Source organism: Mycobacterium sp. IDUB_39, from assembly GCF_055419205.1.
The window spans coordinates 469,589-484,832 of record NZ_JBVAXF010000001.1; the positions used below are offsets into that span (position 1 = coordinate 469,589).

The 15,244-nt window shown below is 65.0% G+C and carries 12 protein-coding genes and 1 tRNA gene; 4 read left to right on the forward strand and 9 right to left on the reverse strand.

Annotated elements, in window-relative coordinates:
* Positions 1-5: 5 nt before the first annotated feature.
* The 6 genes from ACZY0X_RS02220 to ACZY0X_RS02245 form a co-directional block, all read right to left on the reverse strand.
* Positions 6-1,610: a gamma-glutamyltransferase family protein gene (locus ACZY0X_RS02220; RefSeq protein ID WP_463767961.1), complete on the reverse strand. Its 1,605-nt coding sequence runs from the start codon at positions 1,608-1,610 to the stop codon at positions 6-8.
* Between the two features lie 84 nt (positions 1,611-1,694).
* Entirely contained in the window at positions 1,695-2,399 is a 705-nt protein-coding gene (locus ACZY0X_RS02225) for an ABC transporter ATP-binding protein (protein WP_463767962.1), read from the reverse strand.
* Positions 2,399-4,300, reverse strand: a complete 1,902-nt coding sequence (locus tag ACZY0X_RS02230) for a branched-chain amino acid ABC transporter ATP-binding protein/permease (protein ID WP_463767963.1) — start codon at positions 4,298-4,300, stop codon at positions 2,399-2,401. The genes ACZY0X_RS02225 and ACZY0X_RS02230 overlap by 1 nt, the downstream gene beginning before the upstream one ends.
* A gap of 2 nt (positions 4,301-4,302) precedes the next feature.
* Positions 4,303-5,205, reverse strand: coding sequence for a branched-chain amino acid ABC transporter permease (locus tag ACZY0X_RS02235; RefSeq protein WP_241401007.1), 903 nt, complete (start codon positions 5,203-5,205; stop codon positions 4,303-4,305).
* Between the two features lie 45 nt (positions 5,206-5,250).
* Positions 5,251-6,327 carry an ABC transporter substrate-binding protein gene (locus tag ACZY0X_RS02240; RefSeq protein ID WP_463767964.1) on the reverse strand — a complete coding sequence of 359 codons (1,077 nt, stop codon included), beginning with the start codon at positions 6,325-6,327 and terminating at the stop codon, positions 5,251-5,253.
* Positions 6,328-6,395: 68 nt separating this feature from the next.
* Positions 6,396-6,899: a RidA family protein gene (locus tag ACZY0X_RS02245; RefSeq protein WP_463767965.1), complete on the reverse strand. Its 504-nt coding sequence runs from the start codon at positions 6,897-6,899 to the stop codon at positions 6,396-6,398.
* A gap of 239 nt (positions 6,900-7,138) precedes the next feature.
* Here ACZY0X_RS02245 and ACZY0X_RS02250 point away from each other — a divergent pair, with 239 nt between their 5' ends.
* Positions 7,139-8,866, forward strand: coding sequence for a PucR family transcriptional regulator ligand-binding domain-containing protein (locus ACZY0X_RS02250; protein WP_463767966.1), 1,728 nt, complete (start codon positions 7,139-7,141; stop codon positions 8,864-8,866).
* 6 nt (positions 8,867-8,872) lie between these two features.
* Here the strand turns inward: ACZY0X_RS02250 and ACZY0X_RS02255 are convergent, their stop codons facing one another.
* The 3 genes from ACZY0X_RS02255 to ACZY0X_RS02265 form a co-directional block, all read right to left on the reverse strand.
* Complete coding sequence (locus tag ACZY0X_RS02255; RefSeq protein ID WP_463767967.1) at positions 8,873-10,138, reverse strand: type II toxin-antitoxin system HipA family toxin; 1,266 nt, start codon at positions 10,136-10,138, stop codon at positions 8,873-8,875.
* A complete protein-coding gene (locus tag ACZY0X_RS02260; RefSeq protein ID WP_463767969.1) occupies positions 10,135-10,425 on the reverse strand; it encodes a helix-turn-helix domain-containing protein in 291 nt (96 codons plus the stop codon). The genes ACZY0X_RS02255 and ACZY0X_RS02260 overlap by 4 nt, the downstream gene beginning before the upstream one ends.
* A gap of 193 nt (positions 10,426-10,618) precedes the next feature.
* Positions 10,619-10,701, reverse strand: a tRNA-Tyr gene (locus ACZY0X_RS02265).
* A 107-nt stretch (positions 10,702-10,808) separates the two neighbouring features.
* Here ACZY0X_RS02265 and ACZY0X_RS02270 point away from each other — a divergent pair.
* The 3 genes from ACZY0X_RS02270 (at position 10,809) to ACZY0X_RS02280 (ending at position 15,243) form a co-directional block, all read left to right on the forward strand.
* On the forward strand, positions 10,809-11,300 hold the full coding sequence (locus tag ACZY0X_RS02270) for a YajQ family cyclic di-GMP-binding protein (RefSeq protein WP_241401021.1): 492 nt from the start codon (positions 10,809-10,811) through the stop codon (positions 11,298-11,300).
* A gap of 69 nt (positions 11,301-11,369) precedes the next feature.
* On the forward strand, positions 11,370-12,395 hold the full coding sequence (locus ACZY0X_RS02275) for an NAD(P)H-dependent glycerol-3-phosphate dehydrogenase (RefSeq protein WP_463767970.1): 1,026 nt from the start codon (positions 11,370-11,372) through the stop codon (positions 12,393-12,395).
* A 52-nt stretch (positions 12,396-12,447) separates the two neighbouring features.
* Positions 12,448-15,243 carry an AAA family ATPase gene (locus ACZY0X_RS02280; RefSeq protein WP_463767971.1) on the forward strand — a complete coding sequence of 932 codons (2,796 nt, stop codon included), beginning with the start codon at positions 12,448-12,450 and terminating at the stop codon, positions 15,241-15,243.
* The last annotated feature ends 1 nt before the right edge of the window (position 15,244 follow it).

The window sequence follows — 15,244 nt, forward strand, 5'->3', positions numbered from 1 at the left end:
TGCCCCTAGCCATTTCCACGGTGGCGGGCAAACTGGGCCACGACGGCCGCACCGTCTGCGCGTGGATCGGACGCTGCGGTCATCGCACCGTCCGTGCCGATGAACACCACGTTGGACTGCCCCAGGCCCTCAGTGTGTGGCGGTACGTCAAACACTGGCAGGCTGCTCGACTCGAGCGACCGCCGACCGAGGGCGGCGACGTCGGCCTCAACCGCGACCGAGTCAGGGGTGCACCCGTAGACCTGCTTGCCCACGATCGCACGCGGAGCACTGACAGCGGCCTCCGCGCTTGCACCCGTGACCGCGCGCAGAAGCAGCTGGGCGATGATCTGCGGCTGCCCTTGGCCTCCCATCGTCGACAGCACGTGCCGGACCCGGCCATCGTGTGTCGTCATCGAGGGCATGAGGGTGTGCAGCGGTCGCTTTCGCGGCGCGATGACGTTCGGTACGGCGTCATCAAGCGAGAAACTGGTACCGCGGTTGTGAAACAGAATGCCCGTCTGCGGGTCGATGAGTCCGGACCCGAAGGCGAAGAAGACACTCTGGATCAGAGACACCGCGTAACCGTCACTATCCGCGGCGGCAATGCCCACGGTGTCCCCGTGCGGCACCGCGCGAGGGCCGGCCGAGTCGGCGCCACCCACCTCGGCCAGCTCGCGGAGCCCGCCGTGCACCAGGGCGTCGACGTCCACCGCAGCCAACCGCGGATCGGCCAACGCGTTGGCGCGCAACTGATTACCTCGGTGGAAGATCCGCATCAGGGTCGCAAGGTCCGCGCCCACGGGATCATCAACCCCGAGTTCCTCGATCGCGTGCAGTGCGCGCAACAACAGGAAGCCATGCGTGTTGGGCGGACTCGTCAGCACCGTCAATCCCCGGAAGGACGCTGCCAGCGGGTCCGTGATCTCCACCTCGAACTCCGCGAAGTCGCTGGGCTGCAGAATCGATCCGTGCGAGCGCAGATACTCGACGATCCGGTCGCCGAGCGCGCCCGTGTAGAAGGCGTCAGGTCCCTGCTCACGAAGAACACCGAAGGTGTGCTCGAGTTCACGTTGGCGCAGTTCATCACCGATCTGCAGAGCACACCCGTTCGGACGGAAGACGCGGTCGAAGTCCTCGGTGCCGAACAGGTCTCGGTTCTCCGGGTCCGCGACGTGCGCCGCCAGCGACGCAGGCACCGGTACGCCATGACCAGCAGCATGCTGGGCGGGCTGCAGCGTGCGCTCCCAGGACAGCTGAGAGCCGAAGCGACGCAGCGCCTCCCAGCCTCTGACTCCACCGGGGACGGTGACGGTCTGCGCGCCTCGCAGTGGCAGGGAGTCACCGCATCGGGCTCTCAGCGCCGTCGCATCGACGGCCGGGCCCGCCCACCCCGACGCGTTGACACAGTGGACCGTGCCCTCGGGGGTGCGGACCAGCGCGATCAGATCACCGCCCAACGCGACGTTGTGCGGGTAGATGACGGTCAGCAGCGCCGCAGCGGCGATGGCGGCGTCGATCGCGTTGCCGCCGTCGCGATACACCTGTATACCGGCCTCAGTGGCCAGGGCATGCGGCGTTGCCAGTGCGGCGGTGAATGAGGTCGAACTTGATGACGCCGAAGGCGACATGTGCGTGCTCCTAAACAGATTCATGACGACAGCACAGTCGGACCGATAGGTGTGACGCTGTGCCGACCGCGGCGTCGGCCGCGCCTACGAACTGCGCTTGCCCAGGTACTTTGCTTGCAGATCGGTGCTGTCGAGAAACTCTGCGGCTGAGCCACCACCTGACGTCTCGCCGTGCTCCATAACGTATGCGCGGTCAGCTATCTGCAGTGCTCGAGTCGCGTTCTGCTCGACCAGAAGGACGCTGGTTCCTCGGCTGTGCACTTCGGCGATCAGGTCGAAGATCTGTCCGACGATGATGGGAGCCAGCCCCATCGACGGCTCATCGAGCAGCAGCATCGACGGGTGCCTGATGAGGGCACGTGCGAGCGCCAGCATCTGCTGCTCTCCCCCGGACAGGGTGCCGGCCATCTGGCGCGCGCGCGTCTTGAGGATCGGAAACAGGTCCAGCACATAGTCTGCCTCCTGTTTGAAGGACTTCCCCGACGCCCATGTCGCGGTCTGCAGGTTCTCGGTCACCGTCATTCGCGCGAAGACTCGGCGCCCCTCGGGGACATGGCACAGACCTGCCCGCACCCTCTTCTCCGCTGGCAACCCGCTCAGGTCGCGCCCGTCGAACTCCACGAGACCGGTGTAGTCGTGCAAGCCGGACACGGCGCGCAGGAGAGTCGTCTTGCCCGCGCCGTTGGCGCCAACCAACACCACCAGCTCGCCCTTGGCGACCTCGAGCGACGCCTGGCGAACCGCAGCGATGGGTCCATAACGAACTTCCACCCCGGAGATCTTGAGCATTACCGTTGCTCCTGTCCCAGATACGCCTCGATGACGCCGGGATCTGACCGGACATCGTCGGGTGTGCCGTCGGCGATCACCTTGCCGTAGTTCAATACAACGACCCGCTCGGAGACTGACATCAGGATGTCCATGTCGTGTTCGATGATGATGACGGCGATACCGGCCCGACGAATCTCCATGACAAGCTGCCCCAACTCTCGGGACTCCGATTCGTTCATACCCGCGGCGGGTTCGTCGAGAAGCAGCAACGACGGGTTCGTCATGAGCGCTCGCGCGATCTCGAGCCTGCGCTGATAGCCGTAGGACAGCGTCGCCGCCTCTCGGTCCCGAAACTCGTCCAACCTCACGAACTGCAGGATCTGGTTGACATCGTTCATCGCGGCCTGCTCACGGTGTCGAAAACCCGGACTGCGCAATATCGTTTGGCCAACACCCGCCGCAACACGCCGGTGTGCGCCGACGAGGAGGTTCTCGCTCACAGTCATGCGCCCGAACAGCCGGACATTCTGGAAGGTGCGCGCGATGCCGTGCGCGTTGACGGCTGCGGCATCCTTGCCGGTAACGCAGGCCCCACCCACCGTCACCGTCCCCGACGATGGGGGGATGACGCCGGAGATGATGTTCAGCAGAGTGGATTTCCCCGCACCGTTCGGACCGATCAGTCCGACGATCTCACCCTGGTCGACGTGAAACGAGGCGTCGTCGATGGCGCACACGCCGCCGAAGGACTTGGTCAGGTTGCGACACTCCAGCAGGTGCTGTCCTGCCACGGCTGGCGGTTTGAGAACCGAACCGACCGCTCCATTGGTATCCGTTGCCGTGTCAGTGTCCCTTGAAACGGCAGTGTCCCTTGAAACGGCAGCGGCCTTCGGGATGGTGCGGCTCAACTTCGCCTTACTACTCACCAGCCCCGCCGGCCGCAGAATCAGAACGAGGATGACCACCAGCGCGAGGATGGCCGGCTGAATCTCCGGATGACTCTGCACGATCGGTTGATCCCGCGACCAGTTCGACAGGAAGATCCAGACCACAGCACCGACAACGGGGCCCCAGAATGTACCCGCGCCGCCGACGATCACCAGGCTCAGGATGATGAAGTTGTCTTCCAGTGTGAAGTTGTCGGGGTTGATGAACTGCTGCATGTGGGCGAAGACGACACCGGCGGCGCTGGCGATGCTCGCCCCGCAGACGTACGCCAGGAGCTTGTAGCGTCGCGTCCGAATGCCAACCGATTGGGCCACCAACTCGTCTTCACGCACTGCCACCCAGGCCCGCCCGATCGAGGACGCCACGATCAGCGTAATCACCAGCAGCAGAACGGCTACCACCGCCAGCACCGTGTAGTACACCGATGTGGGTTTGACGAACTCCGCGCCGAGCAGCCCCAGCGGACTGATCTCCCGGATGCCGGCCGTCCCGCCCGTCACCCCGGTGGCGTTGATCACGACGATGCGGATGATCTCGCCAAACGCCAGGGTCATGATCGCCAGATAGTCGCCCCGCGCACGCAGCGTCGGATAGCCGAGGACAACCCCGAACGCCATCGCCACCGCAATGGCGACCGGCAGCGTGCCGATCGCGATCCATTGCGCGACCGAGACGCTGGCCATCTCATTGGTGCCGAGGATCTTCACGCTCAGTATCGACGTCGTGTACGCACCGACGATGAAGAACGCGATGTAACCCAGATCCAGCAGTCCGGTCATGCCGACCAGAAGGTTCAGACCGCTGGCCAGCGCCACGTAGATCAGCGCGACAGCGCCGACTCTGATCCACTGCCCTTCGGCGACGATGAACGGGAAGAGCAGCGCCACAAGAAGTACCGCGATGGCGACAATTGGACGGTGGGCGAGTCGCTGCCGGGCGGTGCTGGCCCACGAACCGAGTGAGAGTTGCACGGTTACACCTTCTCCACTTCACGTCGTCCGAGGAGCCCCTGCGGTCGAAGCCAGAGAATCAGCGCGAGCAGGGTGAACGCGACAACGTCGCGATAGGCCGATCCCTGCGGCACGTAACTTGCCGCGAGTTCCTCGGTGACGCCGATGAACAGCCCGCCGAGAAAAGCCCCGGGAATACTCCCGATACCGCCGAGGACCGCAGCGACCAGCGCCTTGAGTGCCGGGAGGAATCCCATGGTGGCGGCGGCGTACCCATACCGCTGTGAGAACAACGTGCCCGCCAAGGCGGCCATCAGTGATCCCATCAGGAACGTCGTCGCGATCATGCGGTCGACGCCGATGCCCATCAGACGTGCGGCGTCGCGATCCTCGGCCAGCGCCCGGATGGCTCGGCCGGTCGACGATCGCTGAACGACGAACGCGAAGGCGATCGTCGCGGTGATCGCGATCGCCAGGATCACGATGTCGAGCCGCTGGATGGTGACGCCGAATGCGACGATCGCCCCGCCCATCGCTGGGGGAACACCGGTCTGGGCCGCACCGAACAGAAACTGTCCCACCGCCCGCAGCAGCATCGACACCGCGATCGCGGTGACCATCATCGACAGAATCGGAGCCGATCTCAGTGGCTTGTAAGCGAAGCGCTCGATCAGTACGCCCAGCGCGCCGCCGATCACGCAGCCGATGACAGCGGCCACCCATGCGGGCAATTCCGGCATGGGTGTCGGGTAACCCGCGATCACTGCATTGGCTTGCGAGAACAGAAAGGATCCGAACGCGCCGAACATGAATACTTCACCGAACGCGAAGTTGACCATTCGCAGCACGCCGTACACGACGCTGAATGCCACCGCGAGCAGACCGTAGATGCCGCCCAGGGCCAAGCCGTTCATAAGTGTTTGCATCGTCATCTCCTGCAGAAGCGGAGGGCGGGGACCAGGTAGCGGTCCTTAGGGATTGAGCACCGCGAACTCGCCGTTGTCGACCCGCATGAAGACCAGTCGACCGAGTCGATCGCCGTGATCGTCGAAGGAGACCGGACCGCTGGCACCCTCGATACTGACCTTCTTGAGGCCACTGTCGATCTCCTCGCGGCTCGTTCCACCACCGGCGGTCGCTGCTTCCTTGATCGCGTACACGGCGTCGTACGCCAAGGCGGCCCACGACGTCGGCTCCTTGTTGAACTTCTTGCGGAACGCGGCAACGAAGCTCTGTGCCCGGCCCGCAGGCGAATTCGGTGCGAACGCGGCGTAGAAGGTCAGACCGTTGACAGCTTGTTCGCCGATGCCGACCAGGTTGGGGCTCAGCGCACCGTCGGATGCATAGATGGGCAGCTGGGAGCCAGCTGACCGGGCCTGTCGGGCGATCTTGGCGATCTCGGTGTAGAACCCACCGATGAAGATGGCCTGCGGCGCACCGGCGTTGGCGTTGTTGAGAAGGGTATCGAAGTTGTAGGTGCCGAGGTGGTACGCCTGCGAACTCGTCACCTTCGCCCCACCCGATTCCAGAGCCTGCTTCACCGCGTCGGCGACGCCCTGACCGTAGTCATCCTGTTGGTACATGACCGCCACCGACTTGATGCCCTGATCCAGCAGGTACTCACCCATCTGCGTGCCCTGGAACTTGTCGGTGAACGACGTGCGGTAGAAGTACGGGCTGATGCCGGTGAGCTGTGGCGAGGTGACCGACGCCGCGACCACCGGCAGCTGACACTGCTCCAGGACGGGCGCCGCCGACAGCGCGACGCTAGAGAAGCTGAATCCAAGAACAGCGTTAATCGAACTGCTGTCACAGAACTTCTGGGCGATGACTGGGCCATTCGCCGGTTTGCCCTGGTCGTCTTGAGACTCCAGCACGACCTTCTTGTTTAGGATGCCGCCGGATGCGTTCACCTCGTCGAGCGCGACATCGATGCCCTCGCGCATCTCCAGGCCGAAGCTGGCGAAATCGCCGGTGAGGGTGGCCACGTAGCCGAGCTGGAGTTCACTGTCGTCTGCCGTCGTTCCACACGCGGTGGTCGCCAGCACGGTAACCGCCAGAACCGCACCAAGAAGTGGTGCGAGTGGCGGCCTTCGCCGCCACTCAACCCCTTTCATCACAATGAGTCGACCGTTTCGACGACCATCCAGTTCTCGAAGCAGTGATTGTGGGCAAGCGACGTCACGCCGATGGTGGCCCGTCCACCCAAACCTGCCGCGTCCCCGAACACCTCCTTGAACAGATCCGTCGCGCCGCTGGACACCTTGTTGACATCAACGAAGTCCGGCGCGGACACCACGAAGTTGAGCGAGTTGACCAAGCACTTGACGTTGTCCAGGCTGCCGACCGCCAGTCGCATGGTCGCGAGGCAGTTGATCGCGGTGATCCGCGCCGCCTCGTAGCCCTCCTCGATGGTGACCTCGGCGCCCAGCTTGCCTGCGTGGATCGGCGGATCCTCACGACCGGGGATGTCCGGGACGTGGCCCGACAGGTACAGAGCGGTTCCCAGCCGGTGGTACGCCTTCATCGAGCCGTAGTTGAGGCCGTGATACGAACCATCGGTGTAATCGGGGACCTCCAGCCCGAGTTCGCGGACTTTGTCTTCGGGCGATTTTGACATAGGGGTGTCCCTTCCTTTTTGCTACTGCTCGGATGCGTGTGATGCCCTTGACCTGCCGCGATGCGCGGCCGGCCGGCTAGGCACAACAGAAGTATTGCGTGGCGCCAGCGCCTGCGTTGGGGTCACAATGTGCGTCTTAAACCCGTAATGTGACCAACATGTGCAAATCACTCCGGTGTGAGGGCTGACACAGAAAACGATGCGACACTCAGTCCCTTGCCGCCCCCTAGGAGGTTGAAATGGCACCAGAAGAAGGCCTCCCTCCGGTGCCGCTGGGGCTGAACTCCACGCTCGCCCAGATCCTCGAACTGCCCGAAGCGCGGGTCGGTAAGCCGGAGGTGGTAGCTGCCGGCGACCTATTGGACCGCTGCGTGCGCTGGGTACATGCCTCCGACTCACCAGAACTGGCCACCCAGCTGGAGGGTGGCGAACTCATCGTGACGACGGGCGCCGCAATCGGAGACTCAGCCACAGACCAGCACAACTACGCGAGGAGTCTCGCCGCGGCCGGAGCGGTCGGAATTCTGTTGGAGCTGGGCAACAAGTTCGACAGCCCGCCGGAAGGACTCACCACGGCGTGCACGCGAGAGCATTTGCCCCTCATCGTCTTTCGCCGCCCGGCCTCGTTCGTAAAGTTTGTCGAAGCCGCGCAGTCAAACCTGATGACACAGCAACTTTCCGACCTGCGCTTCGCCGAGTTCGTGCACCACACCTTCATGCATCTGTCGCTTGAAGAGGCGACGATGTACAAGATCGTCAAGACCGTCTCGGGGTTGGCGGGGTGTCCGGCGGTCTTGGAGAATCTGATGCACCGCGTCTTGGCCTACGAGCCGACGGCCGACGTCTCGACCGAGGTTCTCCTCTCCAGCTGGGAGGCGCGTTCCCGTGCGGCTCCCATGTCTCAGACCACCGAGGTCGTGGGCCGTGAGGCCTGGTTGACCACGCCGGTGGTCGTGCGCACCGCTCCCGTCGGCCGACTCGTCCTGCTGACCAAGAACGCCCCGACACCGACCCAGATCAAGGTGCTGGAGCGTGGCGCGTCTGCACTGATGATCCGGCTGTCCTATCAGCGCACCCCGGATCAATCCGAGGGTGACGCCGACAAGGCCGTTATCTACGACCTGATCCACCGCCGACACTGCGGGGAGCGGCAGATGTCCACCCGACTGGGGGCGCTCGGGCTACCTGTGCGACATCGCAGCCTCGCCGGGGTGATAGTCGAAATACGCAGCGGCGGTGAGAATTTGAGCTGGAAAGGCCTGGAGGAGAACGCTTTGTCGATCGTGCGCACCTGCAGCTCCGTGCACGACGCGAAGGTCGTGGCGGCAACCCTGCCCGACAGCCGGCTCAACATCGTGGCGAGCGTGCCACCCAGGTCGACTCCCGACAAATTCCTGGATGCCGTACACCACAAGCTCAGTGAGCTTCTGCCTCAGGCCAGAGTGATCATCAGCCTCGGTCCGCCTGCCGAGGACATCACCGGAATCTGCCGTTCCCTCGAAGAGGCCGCGCAAGTGGCAAAATCAATAACCGATCATACTGTCGAACGAATTTACTACAGCACCAATGATATTCAACTCCGCGGATTGTTCGCACTGCTTCGAGACGATCCCGAGGTCCACACCTTCATCGAACGCACCATCGGGGCCCTGCTTGACTACGACATCCGAAACGGCAGTGAGCATCTCGCCATCCTGCATCTGTACCTGAACAACGGCCGCAACAAGGTACTGGCCGCACAAGCCGCTGGTATCTCCCGACGAACCGTGTACGAACGGCTGTCTGTCGTCGGCCGGATCCTTCAGGCGGACCTCAGCGACGACGAGACATGCACGTCAATCCACGCCGCGATCATCGCGCGTGAGTCAGTGATGGCCAACCACCACGGTCCGACAAGAGTTCCCCAAGCACTGCGTGTGACGCACCCGACACGCGGCACGACATTCGCACCACCGCAAGCCATCTGACTCTCCTCAGCCGGCGGCGTCCCCTGACTCTGGCTCAGGGGCGCCTTTCAGGCTGGCGATTCTTTTTCGGAGCATCTGCGCAAGAAGCTGGGTTTGTCGATCATCGAAGCCGATCTGATCGCACCGCTCCGGCCAGACGCCTGCGGCGTCGACAAGAGCGTCGATCATCGCGACTGTCGCGCGTGGCCGTAAACCGAGGCGTTCGCCTGCATCGATCCAAATCGCGCGAGTTAGCTTGTTCGCACGTCCGAAGAGGTTGAGCGCCATCGGGTCCTTCCAACCTGCATAGGGCTGGGTGCAGAGCAAGTCGTAGGCCGGAGTCGGTTGCCATATCCCGTTCGGGTTGTAGACCGACAGATTCTTACCGTGCAGATCACCGTTTCCGATAAGCCAGGAGAAGACAACGGTTTTGAACAGCTCTGCGACGGCGGCCACTCTGGAACCACCACCGCGGGCGCACGCCTCGGCAAGGTCGGTGATGGCCGTCTCAGTTGTGATGCGGTACTTCGAGGCGGGATAGACATCTGCGACTTGGCATGCGTCTTCTTGTGCGATGCGTGTCTGTCCCTGACGGTCGAAGCGGGTTACGAGTAATGCGCTTCGACCGTCAGCATCGTGAAGCAACGACGTTTTGGCAACCCTCAAACCGCATGCGGCAGCCATCGTCATGAAGAAGTGCTCATTTTCGGCAAGCAGCGGGAGACGCACTGGAGCGAGTTTCAGGATGGCTGGTCCCGATCGTGTCTGCGTGGGCGTCGACAGCACGCCGGCACTGACTTTGGGTTGCACGCCCGCCAGACCGACGGGGTCGGCGTCTACGGAGCCAGTCAACTTCGCAAAGACTGCGCGGAAGTCAGTGTCGCGCTCGGGTTCAAAAAGCGGTAGCGGTTGAACCGGAGCGACTCCGGTCGGGAACACCCGGACGTTGCCAATCGTGTCGGCACCGATCGCAAGCAGCAGAGTGAGGTGATCGTCGGCAGAGGTTTTCGTCGATGATGTCACCACTCCAAGCCGGACCCCCTCCGGAAGAAGCCCCGCGAAGCAGGAAGGAACGGCGCCACCTGTCGTGGTCACTGGATATTCGCCGGAGCGCAACAGTGACCATGAGACCGATCGGTCACGCACGCGACGATCTGTCGGATGTGCGTCGCCGACATAGTCGAAGCTAACGTTGTCGCCGCGTTGTCGTACGAGGTGAGCAGCGAGCTCGTCGCCGATATAGACGTCGGCTTCACCGATGCCCCGTAAGTCGAGCCTGCCCGGATCCGTCATTCAGTCGCCGCGCTCACGTCGATGTGCAGGCCCAAAACGTCAGCTATCTCGATGACGGAGCCGAACTTGATCGAACCGCTCCCTCGCTCGAGTGACTGGACGCTGGAGCGGGACACGCCCGCCAAGTCGGCCACGGTTTGTTGCGTGAGTCGCAGTGCGATCCGCCGCTCAGCGAAGACATCCCCTATGCGTGCAATTTCAGGCATAGGCTCTTCGCGTTGCACCCTCCTTCGCCTTGGACCCACCACTCGCTCCTTATGCTTGCAATCACATGCATTAAGTAGCATGCTGCACACATGGGCGAGCCGTCAAGCCCCTATGCTTGATAATTCGTGCTTAAGCAATCGTCTAAGTATCTGACTTTGACACCCTCTCGGTGGCGGACATGGATCACGCCCCAGCAGCCTGTACAGCGCGGTGAAGATCATTGGCGTCCCCACAAACGCAGTCAGGCCCCCTCGAAAGGGGGCCTGACGTGTGTGGCAGATGCAGGATTCGAACCTGCGTAGGCGTAAGCCGACGGATTTACAGTCCGCTCCCATTGGCCGCTCGGGCAATCTGCCGGGGTGCATCCATTCCCTACCCGGGTTTGGACCGTAAGCAGGGTACAACGAGGATGGTCCCAAGACGAAAACGCACCACCAACGTGCACCGACAGAAGGAGGGTCCAATGGCGGATTCAAGTTTCGACGTCGTCAGCAAGGCCGATCGTCAAGAGGTCGACAACGCGCTCAACCAGGCCGCCAAGGAGCTGTCCACCCGCTTCGACTTCCGCGGCACCGACACCACCATCGAGTGGCAGGGCGAGGAGGGCATCATCCTGGTCTCCTCCACCGAGGAGCGCGTCAAGGCCGCGGTCGACGTGTTCAAGGAGAAGTTGATCCGTCGCGACATCTCGATGAAGGCGTTCGACGCCGGCGATCCGCAGCCTTCGGGCAAGACCTACAAGGTCATCGGCAGCATCAAACAGGGCATCGACAGCGAGAACGCCAAGAAGATCACCAAGCTCATCCGCGACGAGGGGCCCAAGGGCGTCAAGGCGCAGATCCAGGGCGAGGAGATTCGCGTCAGCTCCAAGAAGCGTGACGACCTGCAGGCCGTCCAGGCGCTGCTGCGGGGTGCCGATCTCGAGGTCGCGCTGCAGTTCGTCAACTACCGCTAGGTCGACACCGCGGCAGCGCGGCTCCCAAAGCAGCCTTTCGACACGTCCCTCGGCCATACCCTGAACGGCATGGCAGCAGCGCAACGCGAACCCAACGTCGTCGTCCTCGGTGGAGGGTCCTGGGGCACCACCGTCGCCTCCATCTGCGCCCGGCGCGGGCCGACGCTGCAGTGGGTGCGCTCGGAGGAGACCGCCGCCGATATCAACGACCATCACCGCAACCGCCGCTACCTCGGTGACGACGTCGAGCTGAGCCCCACGCTGCGCGCCACCAACGACTTCTCCGAGGCCGCCGAGTGCGCCGACGTCATCGTCATGGGTGTGCCGTCGCACGGCTTCCGCGGTGTGCTGCAGCAGCTGGCCAAGGAGCTGCGGCCGTGGGTCCCGGTGGTGTCGCTGGTCAAGGGGCTCGAGCAGGGCACCAACTACCGGATGAGCCAGATCGTCGACGAGGTGCTGCCCGGCCATCCGGCGGGCATCCTGGCCGGTCCCAACATCGCCCGCGAGGTCGCCGAGGGGTACGCCGCCGCGGCCGTGCTCGCGATGCCCGACACGAAGCTCGCCGCTGATCTGGGAAAGCTGTTCCGCACCAAGCGCTTCCGCACGTACACTACCGACGACGTGGTGGGTGTCGAGATGGCGGGCGCCCTCAAGAACGTGTACGCCATCGCCGTCGGCATGGGCTACTCGCTGGGCATCGGCGAGAACACCCGCGCCATGGTCATGGCCCGCGCCGTGGCCGAGATGTCCAAGCTCGGCGTGGCGATGGGCGGGCACCGCGACACCTTCGCGGGCCTGGCCGGCATGGGCGACCTCGTCGTCACCTGCACGAGCCAGCGCAGCCGCAACCGCCACGTCGGTGAACAGCTCGGCCAGGGCAAGACCATCGAGGAGATCATCGCCTCGATGAACCAGGTCGCCGAGGGCGTGAAGGCCGCCAGCGTCGTCATGGAGTTCGCCGAGAAGTACGGCATCACGATGCCGATAGCGCGCGAGGTCGACGGCGTCATCAACCACGGCTCCACCGTCGAGGACGCCTACCGCGGACTGGTCGCCGAGAAGCCCGGTCACGAAGTACACGGCTCGGGATTCTGATGGCACCGCTCCCGACCGACGCGACGGTCTCCACGCTGCGATGATCTAGCGCATGGACGCGGGGACGTTGAAGGGCCGGGCTGCCGAACGCAGCGCCTGCACCGACCTGCTCACCGCTGCCGAGACCGCGCCCGCCGCCCTGATCCTCGAGGGCGACGCGGGCATCGGCAAGACGACGCTGTGGCGCTCGGCCGTCGAACAGGCCTCGCGGCGCGGCTTCCGCGTGCTGAGCGCCGCGGTGGGTGAGGCCGAGACGGTCCTGGCCTACACGGCCGTCGGCGATCTGCTCGGCAATATCGAGTCCGACGTGCTCGACGCGCTGCCCGGCCTGCAGCGTCTCGCCGTCGATCGCGTCCTGCTGCGCGCAGGTAGCGACGGCCAGGTCACCGACCAGCGGGTGGTCGCCGCGGCATTCGTGTCGGTCGTCGAGACGCTCGCCGCGCACGGACCGGTGCTGCTCGCCATCGACGACGTGCAGTGGCTGGACCCCTCCAGTCACACCGTCATCGCCTTCGTCGGGCGGCGCCTGCGCGGACGCGTCGGTGTCCTGCTCAGCGAGCGGTCCGACCCCGACAGAGGCGCCGCGGCGTCGCTGCTGCAGCTCGGCCGACCCGAGGACGTCCGCCGGATTCGTGTTGGCCCGTTGACCCCCGGCCGCCTGCACGAGGTCGTCTCGGCGAGGCTCGGCCGCGGTCTGTCGCGGCCCATCATGGGGCGTATCAGCGAGATCTCAGGCGGCAACCCGTTCTACGCCCTCGAGTTGGCCCGCGCGATGGCCGGCCGCCCGCTGAGTCCCGAACCCGCATTGCCAGGTTCCCTGGCCGAGCTGGTGCGGTTGCGCATCGGAGGCATCGACGGCGACGTTCGCGACGTGCTGCTGGCCGTCGCCTCCGTCGCGGCCCCGACGGTGGAGCTACTAGCCCAGGTCCGGCAGACCACCACCGAGCAGATCGTCGACGCGCTCGAGGCAGTCGAGACGGCAGGCATCGTCGGCATCGACGGTAACCGCGTCCGGTTCACCCACCCGCTACTGGCCCGCGGCGTCTACAACGATGCGACCCCGGCCAGCCGCCGCGCCATGCACCGCGCGCTGGCCGAAGTCGAGACCGAGCCCGAACTCAAGGCCCGCCACCTCGCGCTGGCCACCGCGAGCACCGATGACGCCACGCTGGCCGCGCTGGACGCCGCCGCCGACTCCGCCCGCAGCCGCGGCGCACCGGCCGCCGCCGCCGAGCTTCTGGACCTCGCCATCGGCCTCGGCGGCGACAAGTCGTGGCGCCGCGTCCGAGCCGCGGGAGATCACTTCCAGGCAGGCAACACCGAGCACGCCCGCAGCCTGCTCGAACCCCTGATCGATGAACTGCGCCCCGGCATGCTTCGTGCCATCGCCCTGAACCTTCTCGCCGCGATCTTCATGTACGAGAACAACTTCAAGCAGGCCAACGACCTGCTGACCCGTGCCGTCGAGGACGCCGCGGACGTCCCGCCGGTGCTCGTCACCACGCTGATGAACCTGTCGTTCACCCAGGGCCTGGGATCCTTCGCCGAGGGCACCCCTGAGTCGGGCATGCTCGAGGAGTCGCTGAACAGCGCGCACCAGGCGATGCTCGTCGCCGACGAGGTGGGCATTCCCGCGCTGCGCAGCCAGGCCACCGCCATCTGGGTGCACGCCAAGTTCAACTTCGGTCATGGCGCCGACTACGAGGCGCTGGCCCGTGCGGTGGAGCTGGAGAACACCGCCGACGATGTGCCGATCCCCTTCAACGCCAGCGCCGTCGAGGCCCTCATCTACGCCTACACCGGGGACCTGGACCGAGCCCGCGCCAAGATGCACGCACTGCGCGAGCGCTGCCTCGAGCGCGGCGCCGACCGAAACATGATGGGAGTCTCGGGATATAGCGCGCTGATCGACATGTGGAGCGGAAACTACCCCGCCGCCATACGGTTCGCCGACGAGGCGGTCGAGCGCGCCCGGCAACTCGGCAGTGGCCACGTCGACATCATCGCGCTGTCGATTCGGTCCGCCGTCCACGCGCACGCAGGCCGCGACGCCGAGGCCCGGGCCGACGCCAACGAGGCACTGGCGGCCACCCAGGTGTGCGACGCGCCCCGGATGGCGGAGTGGCCGATCATGTCGCTGGCCTTCCTGGAGGTGTCCCAGGGCCGGTTCGCGCAAGCCCTGGACACGTTGGCGCCCATGCTCGCCCGCTTCTCCTACGTGCCGGGCACCGAGGTCATGAGCCACTGGTACATGCCCAATGCCGTCGAGGCCATGATCGCGCTGGACCGCCTGGACGAGGCCGAACCGTTGATCGCGGCCCTGGAGACCAACGGGGCGCGGCTGGACCGGACGTGGAACATCGCCACGGGTGCGCGATGCCGGGCCATGATGCAGGCCGCGCGTGGCGATGTGGAATCCGCCATCGAGTCGGCCCATCACGCGATGGCCGCCCACGAGCGGCTGCCGATGCCGTTCGAACGGGCCCGCAGCAGGCTGCTGCTGGGCAAGCTGCAACGTCGCCGTCGGCTCAAGGACGCTCCGACCAGGACGCTCACCACAGCGCTGGCCGAGTTCGAGACCATCGGAGCACCGTTGTGGGCCAAACAGGCTCGCGACGAGCTGGCGCGCACCAACGTCCGCCCCACCCACACGTCCGAACTCACACCGTCCGAGCAGCGGGTGGCCGAACTCGCCGCGTCCGGGATGTCCAACAAGGACATCGCCGCGACGCTGTTCGTCGGCACCAAGACCGTCGAACACAACCTGACCCGCGTCTACGCGAAGCTCGGCATCCGCTCCCGCGTCGAACTCGCACGGCGCATCGACCACGCGGACGAAGGCCCCTGAC

Excerpts from the sequence above, each read along its gene's own strand:
- ACZY0X_RS02280 (WP_463767971.1), top strand. The coding sequence starts at position 12,448 with ATGGACGCGGGGACGTTGAAGGGCCGGGCTGCCGAACGCAGCGCCTGC.
- ACZY0X_RS02250 (WP_463767966.1), top strand. The coding sequence starts at position 7,139 with ATGGCACCAGAAGAAGGCCTCCCTCCGGTGCCGCTGGGGCTGAACTCC.
- ACZY0X_RS02270 (WP_241401021.1), top strand. The coding sequence starts at position 10,809 with ATGGCGGATTCAAGTTTCGACGTCGTCAGCAAGGCCGATCGTCAAGAG.
- ACZY0X_RS02260 (WP_463767969.1), bottom strand. The coding sequence starts at position 10,425 with ATGCTACTTAATGCATGTGATTGCAAGCATAAGGAGCGAGTGGTGGGT.
- ACZY0X_RS02275 (WP_463767970.1), top strand. The coding sequence starts at position 11,370 with ATGGCAGCAGCGCAACGCGAACCCAACGTCGTCGTCCTCGGTGGAGGG.
- ACZY0X_RS02235 (WP_241401007.1), bottom strand. The coding sequence starts at position 5,205 with ATGCAAACACTTATGAACGGCTTGGCCCTGGGCGGCATCTACGGTCTG.
- ACZY0X_RS02225 (WP_463767962.1), bottom strand. The coding sequence starts at position 2,399 with ATGCTCAAGATCTCCGGGGTGGAAGTTCGTTATGGACCCATCGCTGCG.
- ACZY0X_RS02255 (WP_463767967.1), bottom strand. The coding sequence starts at position 10,138 with ATGACGGATCCGGGCAGGCTCGACTTACGGGGCATCGGTGAAGCCGAC.
- ACZY0X_RS02220 (WP_463767961.1), bottom strand. The coding sequence starts at position 1,610 with ATGTCGCCTTCGGCGTCATCAAGTTCGACCTCATTCACCGCCGCACTG.
- ACZY0X_RS02245 (WP_463767965.1), bottom strand. The coding sequence starts at position 6,899 with ATGTCAAAATCGCCCGAAGACAAAGTCCGCGAACTCGGGCTGGAGGTC.